Source organism: Micromonospora sp. NPDC005206 (assembly GCF_040608175.1).
In the GTDB taxonomy this organism is placed as follows: Bacteria; Actinomycetota; Actinomycetes; order Mycobacteriales; family Micromonosporaceae; genus Micromonospora.
This window is the reverse complement of sequence record NZ_JBEXHU010000003.1, coordinates 213,718-229,701: the sequence shown is the minus strand read 5'-3', so window position 1 is coordinate 229,701 and position 15,984 is coordinate 213,718. Positions and strand designations below refer to the sequence as shown.

The window sequence follows — 15,984 nt, the reverse complement described above, 5'->3', positions numbered from 1 at the left end:
TGACGACTGTCAACCTGTAGGGCATGGAGCTGAGCAACCGAAGTTCGCACTACATGTCCGGCCAGCCGGAAGTCGTCCGCCCCTACGTCGACCCGCGTCGACTGGCGCCGAACCGCCCGCACATCCCGCAGCGACCGATCTGGCAGTGCAGGGTCTCTGCGGTGACCCGTGGCCGTGCGAGCCGTCCCGGCTGCTGATGCTGATGGAATACCGGCGGAACATGATCGCCCTGTCGATCTACATGGGCAGCTACCTACACGACGCGGTCGGCGACCTGATCCGCCTGCACCCGGACACTCCGCCCGACTCCCAGGACTTGTTCGACAGGTTCATCGCTTGGACCAACCCGCGCCGGCACTCTGCGGACGAGACCCAATAGCGCAAGACGAAGGAGGTCCCTGGCCATCGCGGCTTGGGGCCTCCTTTTTGGTGCCCTTTTTCCGTTTGGAAAGTCAGGCGGCGAAGCGGACCCGACTCCAGTCGAAGTGCCCTTTGCCCTCGTGGATGTAGAGCGCGGGCCGCGGAGCGACGCGCCGGGTGAACCGCCCCTCGAACCAGACCTCGCCCTTGCGCCGGCCGTGCTCGCTGGCCGTGGCTCGCAGGTAGGCGCGCGTGTCGGTCACCAGCTCGACGCGGCACCGGACAGGGTGCCGGTCATCGTCGAGCCAGTACGCGAGGTCACCTACCGTGAGCTGCCACACGCGGGGAAGGATACGCCCGGCTCGCGTGGATATGCACGGTAGGTGACCCGCCCCACTGCCTCTGGCCAGCGAAAACGCTAGCGGCGCTCCCGGCTGCCCTGCGCGCTCTGCTTCTCCTGCGCCGCCAGTCGCTGGCCGTACTCGCGGCCGAGGTTGCGGAAGTGGTCCCGGACGCTCTGCGGAAGGTTGCTCATCGTGACTCCCTGTACCTAGTAGAACGGGCGATCGACCGCCGCCGACCCGCGAACCGACGACCGGCATGGTGTTGGATGGTCGCCATGTCCGGTAATCAGGAGCCGCTGGTCGAGGTCGAGCGGCTCGCCGCCGAGCTCGACCGCGCCGACCCGCCCACCCTGCTCGACGTCCGCTGGCGGCTCGCCGGCCCGCCCGGCCGCGACGACTACCTGGCCGGTCACCTGCCCGGCGCGGTCTTCGTCGACCTGGACACCGCGCTCTGCGGGCCGCCCGGTGCGGGCGGCCGGCACCCGCTGCCCGACCCGGCCGCGTTGCAGGCCGCGCTGCGGGCCGCCGGCGTCCGGGCCGGTCACCCCGTGGTGGTGTACGACGGCGGCGACGGGCTGGCCGCCGCCCGGGCCTGGTGGATGCTGCGCTGGGCCGGGCACCGCCCCGTCCGCGTGCTGCACGGTGGCTACCCGGCCTGGGTCGCCGCCGGTCGACCCGTCTCCACCGCGAAGCCCACCCCGGCCCCCGGCGACGTCGAGGTGCGCCCCGGCGATCTTCCGGTGCTCGACGCCGGGCAGGCCGCCGCGCTGGCGGCCGCGGACGACGCCGTACTGCTCGACGTGCGGGCCGCGCCCCGCTACCGGGGTGAGGTCGAGCCGATCGATCCGGTCGCCGGGCACGTCCCGGGCGCGGCGAACCTGCCCGCCGGAGAGTACGTCGACCCGGACGGGCGTTTCCCGGCCGCCGACGTGCTGCGCGAGCGGTTCGCCGCCGCCGGGGTGACCGGGGCGCGGTCGGTGGGGGCGTACTGCGGCTCCGGGGTGACCGCCGCGCAGGCCGTGCTCGCGCTGCACCTGGCGGGCCGACCGGACGCGGCGCTCTACGTCGGATCGTGGAGCAACTGGGTGGCCGACCCGACCCGGCCGGTTGCCTCCGGGCCGACACCCGGCCCCTGAGCAGCGCGTGTGGTGGGCCGGCGACGGTCCTCGTGCGACGATGGGCTCATGTCCGACGACACTGTGGTGGTGTGGGACGAGTCGCTGCTCGCCTACGACATGGGTGACCATCCGCTCGACCCCGTCCGGGTGGAGCTGACCGTCGCGCTCGCCCGTGAGCTGGGCATCCTGGACCGCCCCGGGGTCCGCCTGGTCAAGCCGGAGCCCGCCGACGACGCCCTGCTCACCCGGGTGCACCACCCGGCCTACCTGGCCGCGGTGCGCGCCGCGCCGCGCGACCCGCTCTTCGCCGGGTACGGGCTGGGCACCTCCGACAACCCGGTCTTCGACGGGATGCACGAGTCCAGCGCGCTGGTCGCCGGCGCCACGGTGGCCGCCGCGGAGGCGGTCTGGCGCGGTGAGGCGCGGCGGGCGGTGAGCGTGGCCGGTGGCCTGCACCACGCGATGCCCGCCCGAGCCTCCGGTTTCTGCGTCTACAACGACCCGGCGGTGGCCATCGCCCGCCTGCTCGACCTGGGCGCCGAGCGGATCGCGTACGTGGATGTGGACGTGCACCACGGCGACGGGGTGCAGCAGATGTTCTGGGACGACCCTCGGGTGCTCACGGTCAGCGTGCACGAGACCCCGCTCGCGCTCTTCCCGGGCACCGGTTTCCCGGACGAGACGGGTGGGCCGGGCGCGCAGGGCACCGCGGTCAACATGCCCCTGCCGCCCGGCGTCAACGACACCGGCTGGCAGCGGGCGTTCCATGCGATCGTGCCGTCGGTGCTGCGTGCGTTCCGGCCGCAGGTGCTGGTCAGCCAGTGCGGCGCCGACGGGCACCGGCTGGATCCGCTCGCCGACCTGAACCTCACGGTGGATGGGCAGCGAGCCACCTACGTCGCGCTGCGGGCGCTCGCCGACGAGTTGTGCGACGGCCGCTGGGTCGCCACCGGCGGCGGCGGGTACGCGTTGGTCGAGGTGGTGCCCCGGGCCTGGAGCCACCTGCTGGCAGTGGCCACCGCTGACCCGCTCGACCCGGCCACGCTCACTCCGCCGGCCTGGCGGGCACTGGCCGCCGCCCGTGGTCCGGGCCGGGAGGTGCCGCTGCGGATGACCGACGACGCGGACCCGTCGTACGAGCCGTGGCAGCCGACCGGCGAGCCGAACGCGGTGGACCGGGCGATCGCGGCCACCCGCAAGACGGTCTTCCCGCTGCTCGGGCTCGACCCGTACGATCCGCGGGACTGAGCCGGGCCCGGGGGAGGACCGCGCCGGTGACCACCGTGGACCAGCCGGTGGACGTGCTGCTCAGCGACGGCAGCACCGTCCAGTTGCGACCAATCAGGCCGGATGACGCGCCGGCCGTCGTGGCGATGCACGGCCGGTTCTCCGAACGCACCCGCTACCTGCGCTACTTCTCGCCGTACCCGCGCATCCCCGAGCGGGATCTGATCCGCTTCGTCACGGTCGACCACCACGATCGGGAGGCGTTTGTGGTGCTGGCCGGCGACCGGATCGTCGCGGTCGGCCGCTACGAACGACTGGGCCCGCAGGCCCCGGAGGCGGAGGTCGCCTTCGTGGTGGAGGACGCCCACCAGGGCCGGGGCATCGGCTCGGTGCTGATGGAGCACCTGGCCGACGCCGCACGGCGCAACGGCATCATGAGCTTCGTCGCCGAGGTGCTGCCGGCCAACGGGCAGATGCTGCGGGTCTTCGCCGATTTCGGTTACCAGGTCCAGCGCGAGTTCGCCGACGGGGTGGTGCACCTCAACTTCCCGATCGCGCCCACCGAGGCCACGCTGGAGGTGCAGCGCGGCCGGGAGCACCGTACCGAGGCCCGCTCGATCGCCCGGCTGCTCGCCCCGCGCGGCATCGCCGTCTACGGTGCGAGCGCGACCGGCCAGGGCGTCGGCGCGGCGGTGCTCGGGCACCTGCGCGACGGCGGCTTCACCGGCGCGGTGGTGCCGGTGCACCTGAGTGCGTCGACCGTGGCGGGGCTGCCCGCGTACCCGTCGGCGGTCGAGGCCGGGGTGCCGGTGGACCTGGCGGTGGTGGCGGTGCCGCCGGAGGCGGCGACCGCGGTGGTGGCCGACGCCGCGGTCGCCGGGGTGCACGGCCTGGTGGTCATCTCCGCCGGCTTCGCCGAGGCCGGCGCCGAGGGCGCGGCGGCGCAGCGGGCTCTGGTCCGGGCGGCGCACGCCGCCGGGATGCGGGTGGTCGGCCCGAACTGTCTCGGCGTGGCCAACACCGACCCGGCGGTACGCCTCAACGCCACCCTCGCCCCGGCGCTGCCGCCGGCCGGACGGGTCGGCATCTTCAGCCAGTCCGGCGCGTTCGGGGTGGCGTTGCTCGCCGAGGCTGACCGGCGCGGCCTGGGGCTGTCCAGCTTCGTCTCGGCCGGCAACCGGGCGGACGTGTCCGGCAACGACCTGCTGCAGTACTGGCAGGACGACCCCGCCACCGACGTGATCATGTTGTACCTGGAGACGTTCGGCAATCCGCGTAAGTTCGCCCGGCTGGCCCGGCGGATCGGCCGGGCCAAACCGGTCGTGGCGCTCGCCTCGCCGGCCCGCCCGGTCGGGGTGGGCGACACCGCCGGCCCGGACGAGGTGGCCGTGGCCGCGCTCTTCGCCCAGTCCGGGGTGATCCGGGTGGACACGGTGCCGGAGCTGCTCGACGTGGGGGTGCTGCTGGCCAACCAGCCGCTGCCCGCCGGTGGCCGGGTCGGCGTGGTCGGCAACTCCTCGGCACTCACCGGCCTGGCCGCCAGCGCCTGCGCCGGGCACGGCCTCACCGTCGTCGACGGGTACCCCCGCGACGTCGGGCCGCACGCCGGCGCTGCCGAGTTCGCGACCGCGCTGGCCGAGACGGCCGGCGACGACCGGGTGGACGCCCTGGTGGTCGTCTTCGCCCCGCCGCTGCCCGGCCAGCTGACCGGTGTGGACGCCGACGTCACCGCCGCGCTGCCGGCGGTGCTCGCGTTGGGCAAGCCGACCGTGGCGACCGTCCTGGTCGGCCGGCTGCCGGCGGGGGTGCCGGCGTACGGCGGCGTGGAGGAGGCGGTGCGTGCCCTCGCCCGGGTGCACCGGTACGCCGAGTGGCTGCGCCGGCAGCCCGGGGTGGCACCCGAGCTGCCCCGGATCGACCGGGCTGCCGCACCGGCCGCGCTGCGCGCCGACGCCACCGACCCGATCGCGCTGCTGGCCGCGTACGGCGTCGACGTCGTGGCGTCGGTGCCGGTCGACTCGGTCGACGGCGCGGTCGACGCGGCGGTGCGGTTGGGCTTCCCGGTGGCGCTCAAGGCTGCCGCGCCGGGGCTGCGGCACCGGCTCGACCTCGGCGCGGTCCGGCTGGACCTGCCCGACGAGCCGGCGGTCGGCCGGGCGTACGCCGAGTTGGCGGCCGTCTTCGGCGCGGACGTCCTGGTGCAGCCGATGGTTGCGCCCGGCGTGGCCTGCGTGGTGGAGCTGGTGGAGGATCCGGCGTTCGGGCCGGTTGTCGGCTTCGGTCTGGGCGGCGTCGCCACCGAGTTGCTCGGCGACCGGGCCTGGCGTGCGGTGCCGTTGACCGACCGGGACGCCGCCGAGCTGGTCGACGAGCCGCGGGCGGCGCCGCTGCTGCGCGGGCACCGGGGCGCCGCCCCGGTCGACCGGGCGGCCCTGGCGGATCTGCTGCTGCGGGTCGGTCAGCTCGCCGACGAGCAGCCCCGGGTGCGGTCGCTGACCCTCAACCCGGTGCTCGCCCGCCCGGACGGCATCTCGGTCCTGCACGCGCAGGTGCAGGTCGGCGGCGTGGCCGCCCGCCCGGACACCGGCCCCCGCCGCTTGTAAGGAATTGCACCTTCTTAACGCCTCCGGTAGAGGAAGGGCCCCTTGTTAACCAGGGCTGGCGGGCGAGCGCGGGCGTGCGGCGGATCAGGCGCGGCTGGAGATCTGCTGGATGGCCCAGGCGTTGCCGTCGGGGTCGGTGAAGAAGACGAAGCCGACGTTGTCCAGCGGGTGCGGCGTGGGGCTCGGGTTGGCGCCCAACACCTGGATCTCGCTGACTTCCACACCCCGTTCGACCAGCTCGGTGCGGGCCCGCTCCAGGTCGGGCACCACCAGTTGCAGGCCCTTGAGGGAACCCGGCGGCATGTCCGGGACGGCGCCCTTGCCGATCACGACGGAGCAGCCGGAGCCGGGCGGGGTCAGCTGGACGATTCGCACGTCGTCGCCGATCACCGTGTCGTGGTCGACGGCGAAGCCGAGCCGGTCGGCGTAGAACGTCTTCGCCCGGTCCACATCGGAGACCGGCACGACCACCACTTCCAACGTCCAGTTCACGGTGTCTCTCCTCGCATCGTCGTTGTCAGGCGCAGCAGGTCGGCGAGCCGCGTGAAGCTCTGCCCGACGCCTCGGGCCATCGGGTAGCGCAGCACGGTGTCCCGTCCCTCGGGGGTGGCGTAGCGCAGCGTGGTGGTGACGGTCGTCCGTCCGGCCAGCTCGGTGAACGCGTGGCTGACCAGCGTCTCGCCCGGGTAGGACTGGTCGTCGAAGAGTTCGGTGCAGACCAGCCGGTGCGGTGGCTCGATCTGCCGGTAGACCCCAGCCTGGACCATCCGGGCCCCTTGCGGGCCCAGTGACACGAACCGCCACCGCCCGCCGACCCGCAGGTCGACGTCGCACTCCGCCAGCCGCCAGCCGCGCGCGCCGTACCACCGAACCAGCAGTGTGGGCTGGGTGAAGGCGGCGAACACCAGGTGTGCCGGCGCGTCGAACAGCCGACTCAGCACGATCTCCCGGTCGCCGGGGGTGTGCACGACGACCGGGTCGTCGACGCCCGTCATCCGTCGGTCCCGTCCGGTTGGGCGTGCCGGTGCTCGGCGGCGGTTTCCTCGACGGCCTGGAGTTCGTCGAGCAGGGCATCGAGGCGCTGGTAACTCTCCGCCCAGTAGTCGCGGTAATTGGCGAGCCAGGCCGTCGCCTCCCGCAGCGGTCGGGCCTCCAGTCGGCACGGCCGGCGCTGGGCGTCCCGCCCGCGGCTGACCAGGCCAGCGCGTTCCAGCACCTTGAGGTGCTTGGAGATGGCCGGCTGGCTCATCGCGAAGGGCTCTGCCAGCTCCGTCACGGTCGCCGCACCTCTGGCGAGCCGGGCGAGGATGGCCCGCCGGGTCGGATCGGCCAGCGCCGCGAACGTCGCGTCCAGCAGTTCGGTGCCCACCGCTCATAACCTCCTGGTTTCATAACCAAGTGGTTTGTATCGCGGATCGACGTCACCGTCAAGCACCTCGACAACACGGAAGGCCCCGGCGAACCGCCAGGGCCTTCCGTGGGACCGGTGCGTCAGCAGGCGTACGCCTCCAGGCGCTGGGCGCGCTCCGGCGCGCGCAGCTTCAGCAGCGTCACCTTCTCGATCTGCCGGATCCGCTCCCGAGACAGGCCGAACTCCCGGCCGACCTCGTCCAGGGTGCGCTGCCGGCCGTCGTCCAGCCCGAACCGGAGCCGGATGACCGCCTGCTCCCGCTGGGAGAGAGTGGCCAGCACGATGCTCACCTCGTTGCGCAGCTCGCCCTGCGCGGCCGCGTCACCCGGCTCAACGCGCGGGTCCACCGCGGCCACGAAGTCGCCCAGCGCGCTCTCGCCATCGTCGCCGACGGCCTGGTCCAGGCTGACCGGCTCCCGGTCGTACGAGATCAGCTCGATGACCTGGAACTCGGGGATGTCCAGCGCCCGGGCGACCTCCGCGACGGTGGGTTCGCGGCCCAGCGTCACCGCCAGCTCGCGGCGGGCCCGGACCATCCGGTTGACCTGCTCCACCATGTGCACCGGGATGCGGATGGTGCGGGCCTGGTCGGCCATCGCGCGGGTGATCGCCTGCCGGATCCACCAGGTGGCGTACGTGGAGAACTTGTAGCCCTTGGCGTAGTCGAACTTCTCCACCGCGCGGATCAGGCCGAGGTTGCCCTCCTGGATCAGGTCGAGAAACGCCATCCCGCGTCCGGTGTAGCGCTTGGCGATGCTGACCACCAGCCGCAGGTTCGCCTCCAGCAGGTGGTTCTTGGCCGCCCGGCCCTCCGCGACGATCAGCTCCAGATCGGCCCGCAGCTCCGGTGAGACGGGGGTGCAGGTGGCCAGCTTCTCGTCGGCGAACAGGCCGGCCTCGATCCGGCGGGCCAGGTCGACCTCCTGAGCCGCGGTCAGCAGCTTCGTCCGGCCGATCCCGTTGAGGTAGGCCCGGACCAGGTCGGTGGAGATGCCGCGCTCGTCGGTGGCGTCCAGGTCGACGAGGACCTCGGTGACCCCGTCGGTGTCGGTGCTGGCGGCCGGGCGCGTCCGGTTTTCCGTCATCTGCAGGACCATCTCTGTCTCTCCCCGTGTCCACGTCTGTGCCGTGTCTCCGGCCCAGTGGTGCCGGTGTGACCCACAGCTTGGCGGGCGGGGCGTAAAACGGGAGTGAGGCGATCGGGCACCCGACAGGAATCCGGTCGGATCGGGGCGGGAGTGTGTCGCCCCGGTGTGTCCTTGCCCGCCCCGGCTACCGTGCCGACGGTCGGCCACCCACGGTCGGCGGCGACAGGAGATGGAGAACGACGTGGTCTTCAAGCGGCTCATGCAGGCGATGGGGGTCGGCGGCCCGTCGGTGGAGACGGTGCTCACCAACCCGAACTGCCGACCGGGCGGCCAGTTGGAGGGCCGTATCCAGGTCATCGGCGGTGACCACCAGGTCGACATCGACCACGTGGCGCTGGGGCTGGTCACCCGGGTGGAGGTGGAGAGCGGCGACAACGACTACGACACCACTCAGGAGTTCCACCGCCAGCAGGTCACCGGTGCGTTCCGGCTGGAGCCCGGGCAGCGACACGACATCCCGTTCCGCTTCGACGTGCCCTGGGAGACACCGGTCACCGAGCTGTACGGGCAGCATCTGCACGGCATGACGATGGGGCTGCGTACGGAGCTGGAGGTGGCCCGCGCGGTAGACAAGAGTGACCTGGACGCGGTCTCGGTGCACCCGCTGCCGGCACAGGAGCGGCTGCTCGACGCGTTGCTGCGCCTGGGGTTTCGGTTCGCCCGCGCTGATGTGGAGCGTGGGCACATCTACGGCGTCCGGCAGACGTTGCCGTTCTACCAGGAGATCGAGTTCAACCCGGCGCCGCAGTACGCCCGCTCGATCAACCAGTTGGAGGTCACCTTCATCGCCGACGGGCAGCAGATGCAGGTGGTGCTGGAGGTCGACAAGCGCGGCGGCGTCTTCACCGAGGGTCGGGACGCCTTCGGCCGCTTCACGGTCGACCACGCCACCGCCGACCGCACCGACTGGACCGCCGAACTCGACGGCTGGCTCCGCCAGTCCCTGTCCCGCCGCGGCCTCTTCTCCTGACCCACCCCTCGGCCCCCGGCCCCGCCGATCAGAGGTCCAGGAGGATGGTGCGGGGGCCGATGTTGGTGCTCTCGACGAGCATGTGGGCGCGGAAGCGGCCGGTCTCCACCTTGGCACCGCGCTCGCGGAGCGCCTCGACGACGGCCGTGACCAGCGGTTCGGCCACCTCGGCCGGGGCGGCGGCCGTCCAGCTCGGACGGCGGCCCTTGCGGGCGTCGCCGTAGAGGGTGAACTGGCTGACCACCAGGACCGGCGCACCGGTGTCGGCCGCGGACCGCTCGTCGTCGAGGATCCGCAGCTCGTGCACCTTGCGGGCCATCGTCCGGGCGGTCTCCGGCGTGTCGCTGTGGGTCACCCCGAGCAGCACCAGCAACCCGTCCTCGATCGCGCCGACCACCGCGCCGTCGACCGTCACGCTGGCCCGGCCGACCGTCTGCACCACCGCCCGCATCAGCCGGTCACCGGCGCGATGAAGCCCCGCTCCACCAGGTGCGCGACGATCGGCCCCGCCGCCTCGGCCAGTTCGTCCGGCTCGACCTCGTGCGCCGCCGCCAGCAGGGCGAGCTGGTCACGTAGCGGCAGCCGGCCGTCGGCCCCGCCGACCAGCGCCAGCACCAGCGGGTCGACCTCCTCGGTCCACCGCAGGCCGTCCGGCATCGCGAGGACCTGCCGGTCCACCGCCCAGCCCTCGTCGCCCATGGTGGCCTCCTGGCGCAGCTGGAGGCCGTCGGCGGCCCGGTAGCGCTCGGCGAGCAGCGCCTCGGTGTCGCGTACCCGCAGGAAGTCCTGACGGTCGAACCAGGCGGCGACCTGGTCGCCCAGCGGCGGCTGCACCCGCTGGCGCAGCTCCTCCACCCGGACCACCGGGTCGTCGTGCCCGCCGCGGCGCAGGGACACGATGCCGAAGCCGATCGCCTCCACCTTGTGCGCGTCGAACCAGTCCAGCCAGGCGGCCATCCGCTCCGGGTCGGCGCTCTCGCCGACATCGGTGAGCCACAGGTTGACGTACGCCATGGGGTCGGCCACCTCGCGCTGGATCACCCAGGCGTTCAGGCCGGTCCCGGCGAACCAGCCGGCCACCCGCTCGTCCCACTCCTCACCGGCGACGTGCACCCAGTTCGCCAGGTACTGCATGGTGCCACCCTCGGTGAGCAGGCCGGGGGCGGCGGCGGCCAGCTCGGCGCCGATCGCGTCACCCACCCGGCCGGAGTCGCGGTAGACGTGCGTGGTGGTGCCGGGGCCGACCACGAACGGCGGGTTGCTCACCACCAGGTCGAAGCGGCGGCCGGCGACCGGTGCGACCATGTCGCCGCGCAGCAGTTCCCAGTCCTGGCCGTTGAGGGCGGCGGTCGTCGCGGCGAAGCGCAGGGCCCGCTCCGAGAGGTCCGTGGCGGTCACGGAGCCGGCGTGGGTGGCCAGGTGCAGGGCCTGGATGCCGGAGCCGGTGCCGAGATCCAGCGCGGTGTCGACCGGCCGGCGGACGGTCGCGCCGATCAGGGTCTGGGTGGCCCCGCCGATGCCGAGCACGTGCTCGGAGTGCAGCGGTCGGCCCGGCCGGGCGCTGGCCGGCACGTCGGCGAGCACCCACCAGTCGTCGCCGTACGGCTCCAGGTCGACGCCGGCGCGCAGGCCGTCGCCGTGCCGCTCGACCAGCCCACCGGCCACCGCCTCCGCCACACTCAGCGGAGCCAGCGCGGCGGCCACGGTCGCCTCCGACTCGGTCTGGTCGCAGATGAACACCCGGATCAGTGTGCCGAGCGGGTCGCGCTCCTCGGTGGCCTTCAGCGCGGCCCGGTAGTCGTTGCGCGCGACCGCGCCGGTGGCCTGCGAGCCGAGCCGACCCGCGATCCCGTTGCTGGTGAACCCGGCCCGGGTCAGCGCGGTGCGCAACGCGTCGACGCCGGCAGGGGAGAGCAGCATTTCGTGTTCGTCCACACCGCCATCCTGCCCCCCGCCGCGCGCCCGGTCCGCGGCACCCGCCGGATCGAACCCGGAGCGTCGGTGTTCGTCCCGGGTCGGCGGCCGGGCAGGATGGGGTCATGACGCTCGTGCTGCCCATCGACCCCGAGGCCAACCGGCTGCTGGAGCGGAGCCCGCTGGCCAGGCTCCTCGGCATGGTCCTTGATCAACAAGTGCCGATGGAGAAGGCTTTCTCCTCGCCGTACATGCTGGCGCAGCGGCTCGGCCACGACCTGGACGCGGCGGAGCTGGCCGGGTATGACCCGGAGGCGCTGGTCGCACTCTTCGCCACCCCGCCCGCCCTGCACCGGTTTCCGAAGGCGATGGCGGCGCGGGTGCAGGACGTGTGTCAGGTCCTGGTGGACCGCTACGACGGCGAGGCCGAGAGGCTCTGGTCGGACGTCGCCGACGGGCCGGAGCTGTTCCGGCGTGTCGCCGAGCTGCCCGGCTTCGGCAAGCAGAAGGCGCAGATCTTCGTGGCCCTGCTCGGCAAGCGGTTCGGCGTGACCCCGCAGGACTGGCGGGAGGCGGCGGGCGGTTACGGCGACCCGGGCGCGTACCGGTCGGTGGCCGACGTCACCGACGCCGACTCGCTGCGCAGGGTGCGGGAGTACAAGCAGCAGATGAAGGCGGCCGCGAAGGCGAAGTCAGCCGACGGCTGACGACCCGGCCGGCGCGCTCGCTCAGGCGGCGGTGGGGTGGGCCAACGAGGCCAGCGCGCGCCGGACGTCGGCGAGCGAGACGGTGGTGGAGTCGTCCAGGTCGGCCAGGCCAGCCTCGATCCACTGCCGCATCAGCGTGGTGACCCCGAGGCCGCGGGCGTCGGCGGCGGCCCGCACCCGCTCGTAGGTCTCCAGCGGCAGCCGGACCGACCGGCTCACCATCGGCACGTCGGTGTCGGGGGTGGGCAGGTCCACCGCCGGGCTCTGGTCGATCAGCTCGGCGATCCGGTCGTCGCCGCTGTGGAACTGCTTGGTCGCGTCGTTACGGTGCATCGTCACGGCCCTCCTCATCGGCGAGATCTCCGCACGGCCTCGTCGTAGCGCTTGGACTCGACGTCGCTCAGCTCCCGGGCGGAGAGGATGTCCCAGTCGTTGTCGGCGCCGTCGGCCTCGGCGAGCAGCACCGCCAGTCGGCGGCCTCGCCGGGCGGCGGCGTAGACCACCATCACGTCGTCGCCCAGGTGGCGGATCACCCGTCGGGCGCTGTGCAGCGCCTCCCAGACTTCCCCGGGCGTGACGTCGTAGACCCTCAGGTTGGCCAACGCCTCGTCGGTGAAGCTGAACCTGCTGCCCACGTCGCGGAGCGTACCACGCGCGTAACACGCACCGGCATGAGTCAAATTTCGCTGATCACGGCCTCGCGGTGACAGGATGGGTCGTAATCCCCTCGAGGAGGTTCATGGTGAAGCGTCAGGCGTACCAGCCGCTTCTGATCACCGACGCCTCGCGCAGCCAGAACGACCAGCTCACCAGCCGTCAGCGCCGCTATGTGCTGATGATGGGCATCCGGGTGGCGTGCATCATTCTCGGCGCGATCCTGGTCGGCGCGAAGGCCCCACTGCTCTGGCTTTGGCTGCCGTTGTGCGCCCTCGGCATGGTGCTCATCCCGTGGCTGGCCGTGCTGCTGGCCAACGACCGCCCGCCCAAGGAGCAGCACCGGCTGGCCAACCGGTTCCACCCCCGCCTGCAGGACGACACCCCGCCGATGAGCCTCACCGCCGAGGAACGCCCGCACAAGGTCATCGACGCCGAACCCTGACCCACCACGGGCGGGCCAGGGTCCGGCAGGTCACGGCCGTGGCCGGGCTCCGACGGTGGAGACGGCCACGGCCCCCAGGTCGGCGGCGCGGTTGAGCGCCGCGGTCGGGGCGGCGCCGGCGAGCCAGGCGGTGAGCAGACCGGCCGCGAAGGCGTCGCCCGCCCCGGTGACGTCCACCACCGCCACCCGCCGGGCCGGGGCCACGCAGACCGGGGCCGAGCGGTCCACCCAGACCGCGCCGGCCGCGCCCCGCTTGACCACCACCCGACGGGCCGTCGCCGACAACGCCCGCCCCTGCGCCGCCGGGTCCAGCCCGCCGGCCAGCACCGTCGCCTCGTCCGCGTTCACCAGCAGCAGGTCGACGTCGCGTACCCAACCCAGGAAGGCCGCCGCGCCGACCCGCCGCAGCGGCGCCGCGGAGGCCGCGTCGACGCTGGTGGTGAGCCCGCGCTCGCGGGCGGCGGCCAGCGCCCGCAGCCCGGCGCCGCGCGACTCGGTGTCCAGCAGGGTGTACGCGGACAGGTGCAGGTGCCCAGCGTCGGGCACCGCCGCGAGGGCCCGCTCGACATGCTCGGCACTGAGCCGCAGGTTCGCGCCCCGCTGGCTGATCATCGTGCGCTCGCCGTCGGTGGCCAGCACGATCACCGTGCCGGTCGGGACGCCCTCGACCCGGTCGACCGCGCAGTCGACCCCCGCACGGTCGAGCTCGGCCACCCGGTCGCGCCCCGCGTCGTCGTTGCCGACCGCGCCGACGAGCGTGACGTCCACCCCCTGCGCGGCGATCCAGGCGGCGGTGTTGGCCGCCTGCCCGCCGCCGCCGAGAGTGATGTCGGCGGCGGTGTCCGAACCCGCCGCGGGCGGGCCGGACAGCACCGCGACCACATCGGTGATCAGGTCCCCGACGACGACCACCCGGGCCGGTCGGGTCATGCCGGGTCGGCGTTGGCGCGAGCGGCGGCGACCGCGATCCGCGCGGCCAGATCGGCGTTGCGCAGGATGATCCGGACGTTCACCGCCAGGCTCGCGCCCTCGGTGGCCGAGTGGAAATGCGCCAGCAGGTACGGGGTGACGGCCTTGCCGGTCACCCCGTCCCGCTCCAGCAGTGCCAGACCCTCGGTGAGGGTCCGGTCGTGCAGCTCCGGGTCGAGCTGCTCGTCGACCGGCAGCGGGTTGGCGACGATCAGGCCGCCGGCGTGCACGGCGTGCCCGTCACGGGCGGCGAGCACGGCGGCGACCTGCTCCGCCGAGTCGACCGACCAGTCCAGGTCGAAGCCTCCGTCGGTGAGGTAGAAGCCGGGGAACCGGCGGGTGCGGTAACCGACCACGGCGACCCCCAGGGTCTCCAGCCGCTCCAGCGTCGCGCCCACGTCGAGGATCGACTTGACCCCGGCGCAGACCACGGCGATCGGGGTCCGGGCCAGGGTGATCAGGTCCGCCGACTCGTCGAAGGTGTGCGCGGCCTCCCGGTGCACCCCACCGAGCCCTCCGGTGGCGAACACCCCGATCCCGGCCGCGGCGGCCACCGCACTGGTCGCGGCCACGGTGGTGGCGCCGTCCGCGCCGGTCGCCGCCGCCACCGCGAGGTCGCGGACGGAGAGCTTGGTCACTCCATCGACGGTGGCCAGGCGGGTTAGCTGCGCGTCGTCCAGGCCGACCACCAGCTCGCCGCCGATCATGCCGATCGTCGCCGGGACCGCCCCGGCGTCCCGGACCGCCTGCTCGATCTCCCGAGCCACCCGAAGGTTCGCCGGCCGGGGCAGGCCGTGCGAGACGATGGTGCTCTCCAGGGCGACGACGGGCCGGCCGTCGTGCAGGGCGTCGGCCACCTCGGTGCCGTAGCTGATGCGAAAGTCAGTCACGGGGGGCACGGTACGGGGTGGGGCCGCGGCCGGCCTCAAGTGGACCCGGCCGTGATGACCTGCCAAACTTGACGGTCGGAGGTGCAGACGTGAGCACAGAGGTTCTCGAGCGTCCGGAGCTGAAGGACGCCGATACCGGTCCCGAGATGTTCCACTACGTCCGCAAGGAGAAGATCGCCGAGAGTGCCGTCATGGGCACCTTCGTCGTCGCGCTCTGCGGGGAGACCTTCCCGGTCACCAAGGCGGCCAAGCCGGGTTCGCCGGTCTGCCCCAAGTGCAAGGAGATCTACGACTCGTACCGCGAGTGAACGACGGCCGCTGTCCCGGCCGGCGACGTAGCCTGCGGCGGTGACCACCTCCACCGCCCTGCTCTTCGCCGACCTGACCGGGGTGGCGGTGTTCGCCGCGTCCGGGGCCTCGGCCGCGGTGGCCAAGCGGCTCGACCTCTTCGGCGTCGCGTTCGTCGGCTTCGTGGCCGCCCTCGGCGGCGGAATCTTCCGGGACCTGGTCATCGACGAGGTGCCGCCGCTGGCCTTCGCCGACTGGCGGTACGCGGCGACCGCCGCCGTCACCGCGCTAGCCGTCTTCTGGCTGCACCCGCAGCTGGCCCGGCTACGCACCACGGTGCTGGTGCTGGACGCGGCGGGCCTCGCGCTGTTCACCGTGACCGGCACGCTCAAGGCGCTCGACGCCCGGGTGCCGGCGGTCGGCGCCTGCCTGATCGGCATGCTCACCGCGATCGGCGGCGGCCTCGGCCGGGACCTGCTCACCGCCGAGATCCCGGTGGTGCTGCGCCGGGAGATCTACGCGGTCGTCGCCCTGGTCGGATCGGTCGTGGTGGTGCTGCTGTACGTCACCGACCAGACCGGGCCGCTGCCGCTCACCGCCGCCGCCGTGCTGGTCTTCGGGCTGCGCCTGATCGCCCTGCGCCGGCGCTGGTCCGTCCCGGTAGCGACGCTGCGCCCGCCCCGTAGCGGTGGCGCGGATCCGCGCACCGACCGGGACTGGTGAGGGCTCAAGCCGACGGGTCGGCGGGGGCTTTCCGTGACCCCGGTGGGCCCGGGGTCTGGGTGGTGGATGTGACCAGCGTGGCGTCGCCTGGGCCGTGGGGCCCGCGCTGGTTATGCTGAGTCGGCCTTCGCGGCAGCTTCTGCGCGGAGGCGTTTTCATGGGCGGCGGTACTCGTGGCCCTCGCCCGGGGTCCGCCGTCGTGCGGTCGGAGAG

The 15,984-nt window shown here is 73.4% G+C and carries 20 protein-coding genes; 9 read left to right on the top strand and 11 right to left on the bottom strand.

Features of this window, described 5'->3' with window-relative positions:
- Positions 1-145 precede the first annotated feature (145 nt).
- On the top strand, positions 146-379 hold the full coding sequence (locus ABZU69_RS05250; protein WP_354963143.1) for a hypothetical protein: 234 nt from the start codon (positions 146-148) through the stop codon (positions 377-379).
- A 73-nt stretch (positions 380-452) separates the two neighbouring features.
- Here the strand turns inward: ABZU69_RS05250 and ABZU69_RS05245 are convergent, their stop codons facing one another.
- On the bottom strand, positions 453-701 hold the full coding sequence (locus ABZU69_RS05245; RefSeq protein ID WP_354963142.1) for a hypothetical protein: 249 nt from the start codon (positions 699-701) through the stop codon (positions 453-455).
- A gap of 278 nt (positions 702-979) precedes the next feature.
- On the opposite strand from ABZU69_RS05245, the gene ABZU69_RS05240 reads away from it, so the two are divergent.
- Genes ABZU69_RS05240 through ABZU69_RS05230 form a run of 3 tightly spaced genes read left to right on the top strand, consistent with a single transcriptional unit; the run spans position 980 to position 5,652 of the window.
- Positions 980-1,840 carry a sulfurtransferase gene (locus tag ABZU69_RS05240; protein ID WP_354963141.1) on the top strand — a complete coding sequence of 287 codons (861 nt, stop codon included), beginning with the start codon at positions 980-982 and terminating at the stop codon, positions 1,838-1,840.
- A gap of 48 nt (positions 1,841-1,888) precedes the next feature.
- Positions 1,889-3,070 (top strand): acetoin utilization protein AcuC, encoded by a 1,182-nt coding sequence (locus ABZU69_RS05235; protein ID WP_354963140.1) that lies wholly within the window; start codon positions 1,889-1,891, stop codon positions 3,068-3,070.
- 26 nt (positions 3,071-3,096) lie between these two features.
- Positions 3,097-5,652, top strand: a complete 2,556-nt coding sequence (locus ABZU69_RS05230; RefSeq protein WP_354963139.1) for a GNAT family N-acetyltransferase — start codon at positions 3,097-3,099, stop codon at positions 5,650-5,652.
- Between the two features lie 84 nt (positions 5,653-5,736).
- Here the strand turns inward: ABZU69_RS05230 and ABZU69_RS05225 are convergent, their stop codons facing one another.
- From ABZU69_RS05225 to sigB, 4 genes are all read right to left on the bottom strand, one after another.
- Positions 5,737-6,144 (bottom strand): VOC family protein, encoded by a 408-nt coding sequence (locus ABZU69_RS05225; RefSeq protein ID WP_354963138.1) that lies wholly within the window; start codon positions 6,142-6,144, stop codon positions 5,737-5,739.
- Positions 6,141-6,647 carry an SRPBCC family protein gene (locus ABZU69_RS05220; RefSeq protein WP_354963137.1) on the bottom strand — a complete coding sequence of 169 codons (507 nt, stop codon included), beginning with the start codon at positions 6,645-6,647 and terminating at the stop codon, positions 6,141-6,143. Before ABZU69_RS05220 ends, ABZU69_RS05225 begins: the two co-directional genes overlap by 4 nt.
- Positions 6,644-7,021, bottom strand: coding sequence for a metalloregulator ArsR/SmtB family transcription factor (locus ABZU69_RS05215; RefSeq protein ID WP_354963136.1), 378 nt, complete (start codon positions 7,019-7,021; stop codon positions 6,644-6,646). Before ABZU69_RS05215 ends, ABZU69_RS05220 begins: the two co-directional genes overlap by 4 nt.
- Before the next feature lie 122 nt (positions 7,022-7,143).
- Positions 7,144-8,148 (bottom strand): RNA polymerase sigma factor SigB, encoded by a 1,005-nt coding sequence (sigB, locus tag ABZU69_RS05210; RefSeq protein WP_354963135.1) that lies wholly within the window; start codon positions 8,146-8,148, stop codon positions 7,144-7,146.
- 244 nt (positions 8,149-8,392) lie between these two features.
- Here sigB and ABZU69_RS05205 point away from each other — a divergent pair, with 244 nt between their 5' ends.
- Positions 8,393-9,181, top strand: a complete 789-nt coding sequence (locus ABZU69_RS05205) for a sporulation protein (RefSeq protein ID WP_354963315.1) — start codon at positions 8,393-8,395, stop codon at positions 9,179-9,181.
- Between the two features lie 28 nt (positions 9,182-9,209).
- On the opposite strand, the gene dtd is transcribed toward ABZU69_RS05205, so the two are convergent.
- Complete coding sequence (dtd, locus tag ABZU69_RS05200; protein ID WP_354963134.1) at positions 9,210-9,632, bottom strand: D-aminoacyl-tRNA deacylase; 423 nt, start codon at positions 9,630-9,632, stop codon at positions 9,210-9,212.
- Entirely contained in the window at positions 9,632-11,116 is a 1,485-nt protein-coding gene (locus tag ABZU69_RS05195; RefSeq protein WP_354963133.1) for a methyltransferase, read from the bottom strand. Before ABZU69_RS05195 ends, dtd begins: the two co-directional genes overlap by 1 nt.
- Before the next feature lie 104 nt (positions 11,117-11,220).
- Between ABZU69_RS05195 and ABZU69_RS05190 the strand changes: the two genes are divergently transcribed.
- The gene (locus ABZU69_RS05190) at positions 11,221-11,802 is read left to right on the top strand and encodes an HhH-GPD-type base excision DNA repair protein (protein ID WP_354963132.1); all 582 of its coding nucleotides are present in this window, start codon (positions 11,221-11,223) and stop codon (positions 11,800-11,802) included.
- 21 nt (positions 11,803-11,823) lie between these two features.
- On the opposite strand, the gene ABZU69_RS05185 is transcribed toward ABZU69_RS05190, so the two are convergent.
- Both ABZU69_RS05185 and ABZU69_RS05180 read right to left on the bottom strand, forming a co-directional pair.
- Positions 11,824-12,135 carry a hypothetical protein gene (locus ABZU69_RS05185; protein ID WP_354963314.1) on the bottom strand — a complete coding sequence of 104 codons (312 nt, stop codon included), beginning with the start codon at positions 12,133-12,135 and terminating at the stop codon, positions 11,824-11,826.
- A 14-nt stretch (positions 12,136-12,149) separates the two neighbouring features.
- Complete coding sequence (locus ABZU69_RS05180; protein ID WP_231930849.1) at positions 12,150-12,437, bottom strand: hypothetical protein; 288 nt, start codon at positions 12,435-12,437, stop codon at positions 12,150-12,152.
- Between the two features lie 104 nt (positions 12,438-12,541).
- On the opposite strand from ABZU69_RS05180, the gene ABZU69_RS05175 reads away from it, so the two are divergent.
- A complete protein-coding gene (locus ABZU69_RS05175; protein WP_354963131.1) occupies positions 12,542-12,901 on the top strand; it encodes a DUF3099 domain-containing protein in 360 nt (119 codons plus the stop codon).
- 30 nt (positions 12,902-12,931) lie between these two features.
- On the opposite strand, the gene ABZU69_RS05170 is transcribed toward ABZU69_RS05175, so the two are convergent.
- Both ABZU69_RS05170 and ABZU69_RS05165 read right to left on the bottom strand, forming a co-directional pair.
- The gene (locus tag ABZU69_RS05170; RefSeq protein ID WP_354963130.1) at positions 12,932-13,831 is read right to left on the bottom strand and encodes a PfkB family carbohydrate kinase; all 900 of its coding nucleotides are present in this window, start codon (positions 13,829-13,831) and stop codon (positions 12,932-12,934) included.
- Complete coding sequence (locus ABZU69_RS05165) at positions 13,828-14,760, bottom strand: pseudouridine-5'-phosphate glycosidase (RefSeq protein ID WP_354963129.1); 933 nt, start codon at positions 14,758-14,760, stop codon at positions 13,828-13,830. The genes ABZU69_RS05170 and ABZU69_RS05165 overlap by 4 nt, the downstream gene beginning before the upstream one ends.
- Before the next feature lie 89 nt (positions 14,761-14,849).
- On the opposite strand from ABZU69_RS05165, the gene ABZU69_RS05160 reads away from it, so the two are divergent.
- Both ABZU69_RS05160 and ABZU69_RS05155 read left to right on the top strand, forming a co-directional pair.
- Positions 14,850-15,068: a DUF3039 domain-containing protein gene (locus ABZU69_RS05160; RefSeq protein ID WP_007456912.1), complete on the top strand. Its 219-nt coding sequence runs from the start codon at positions 14,850-14,852 to the stop codon at positions 15,066-15,068.
- A gap of 40 nt (positions 15,069-15,108) precedes the next feature.
- Positions 15,109-15,771 (top strand): TRIC cation channel family protein, encoded by a 663-nt coding sequence (locus tag ABZU69_RS05155; RefSeq protein WP_354963128.1) that lies wholly within the window; start codon positions 15,109-15,111, stop codon positions 15,769-15,771.
- Positions 15,772-15,984: the final 213 nt, after the last annotated feature.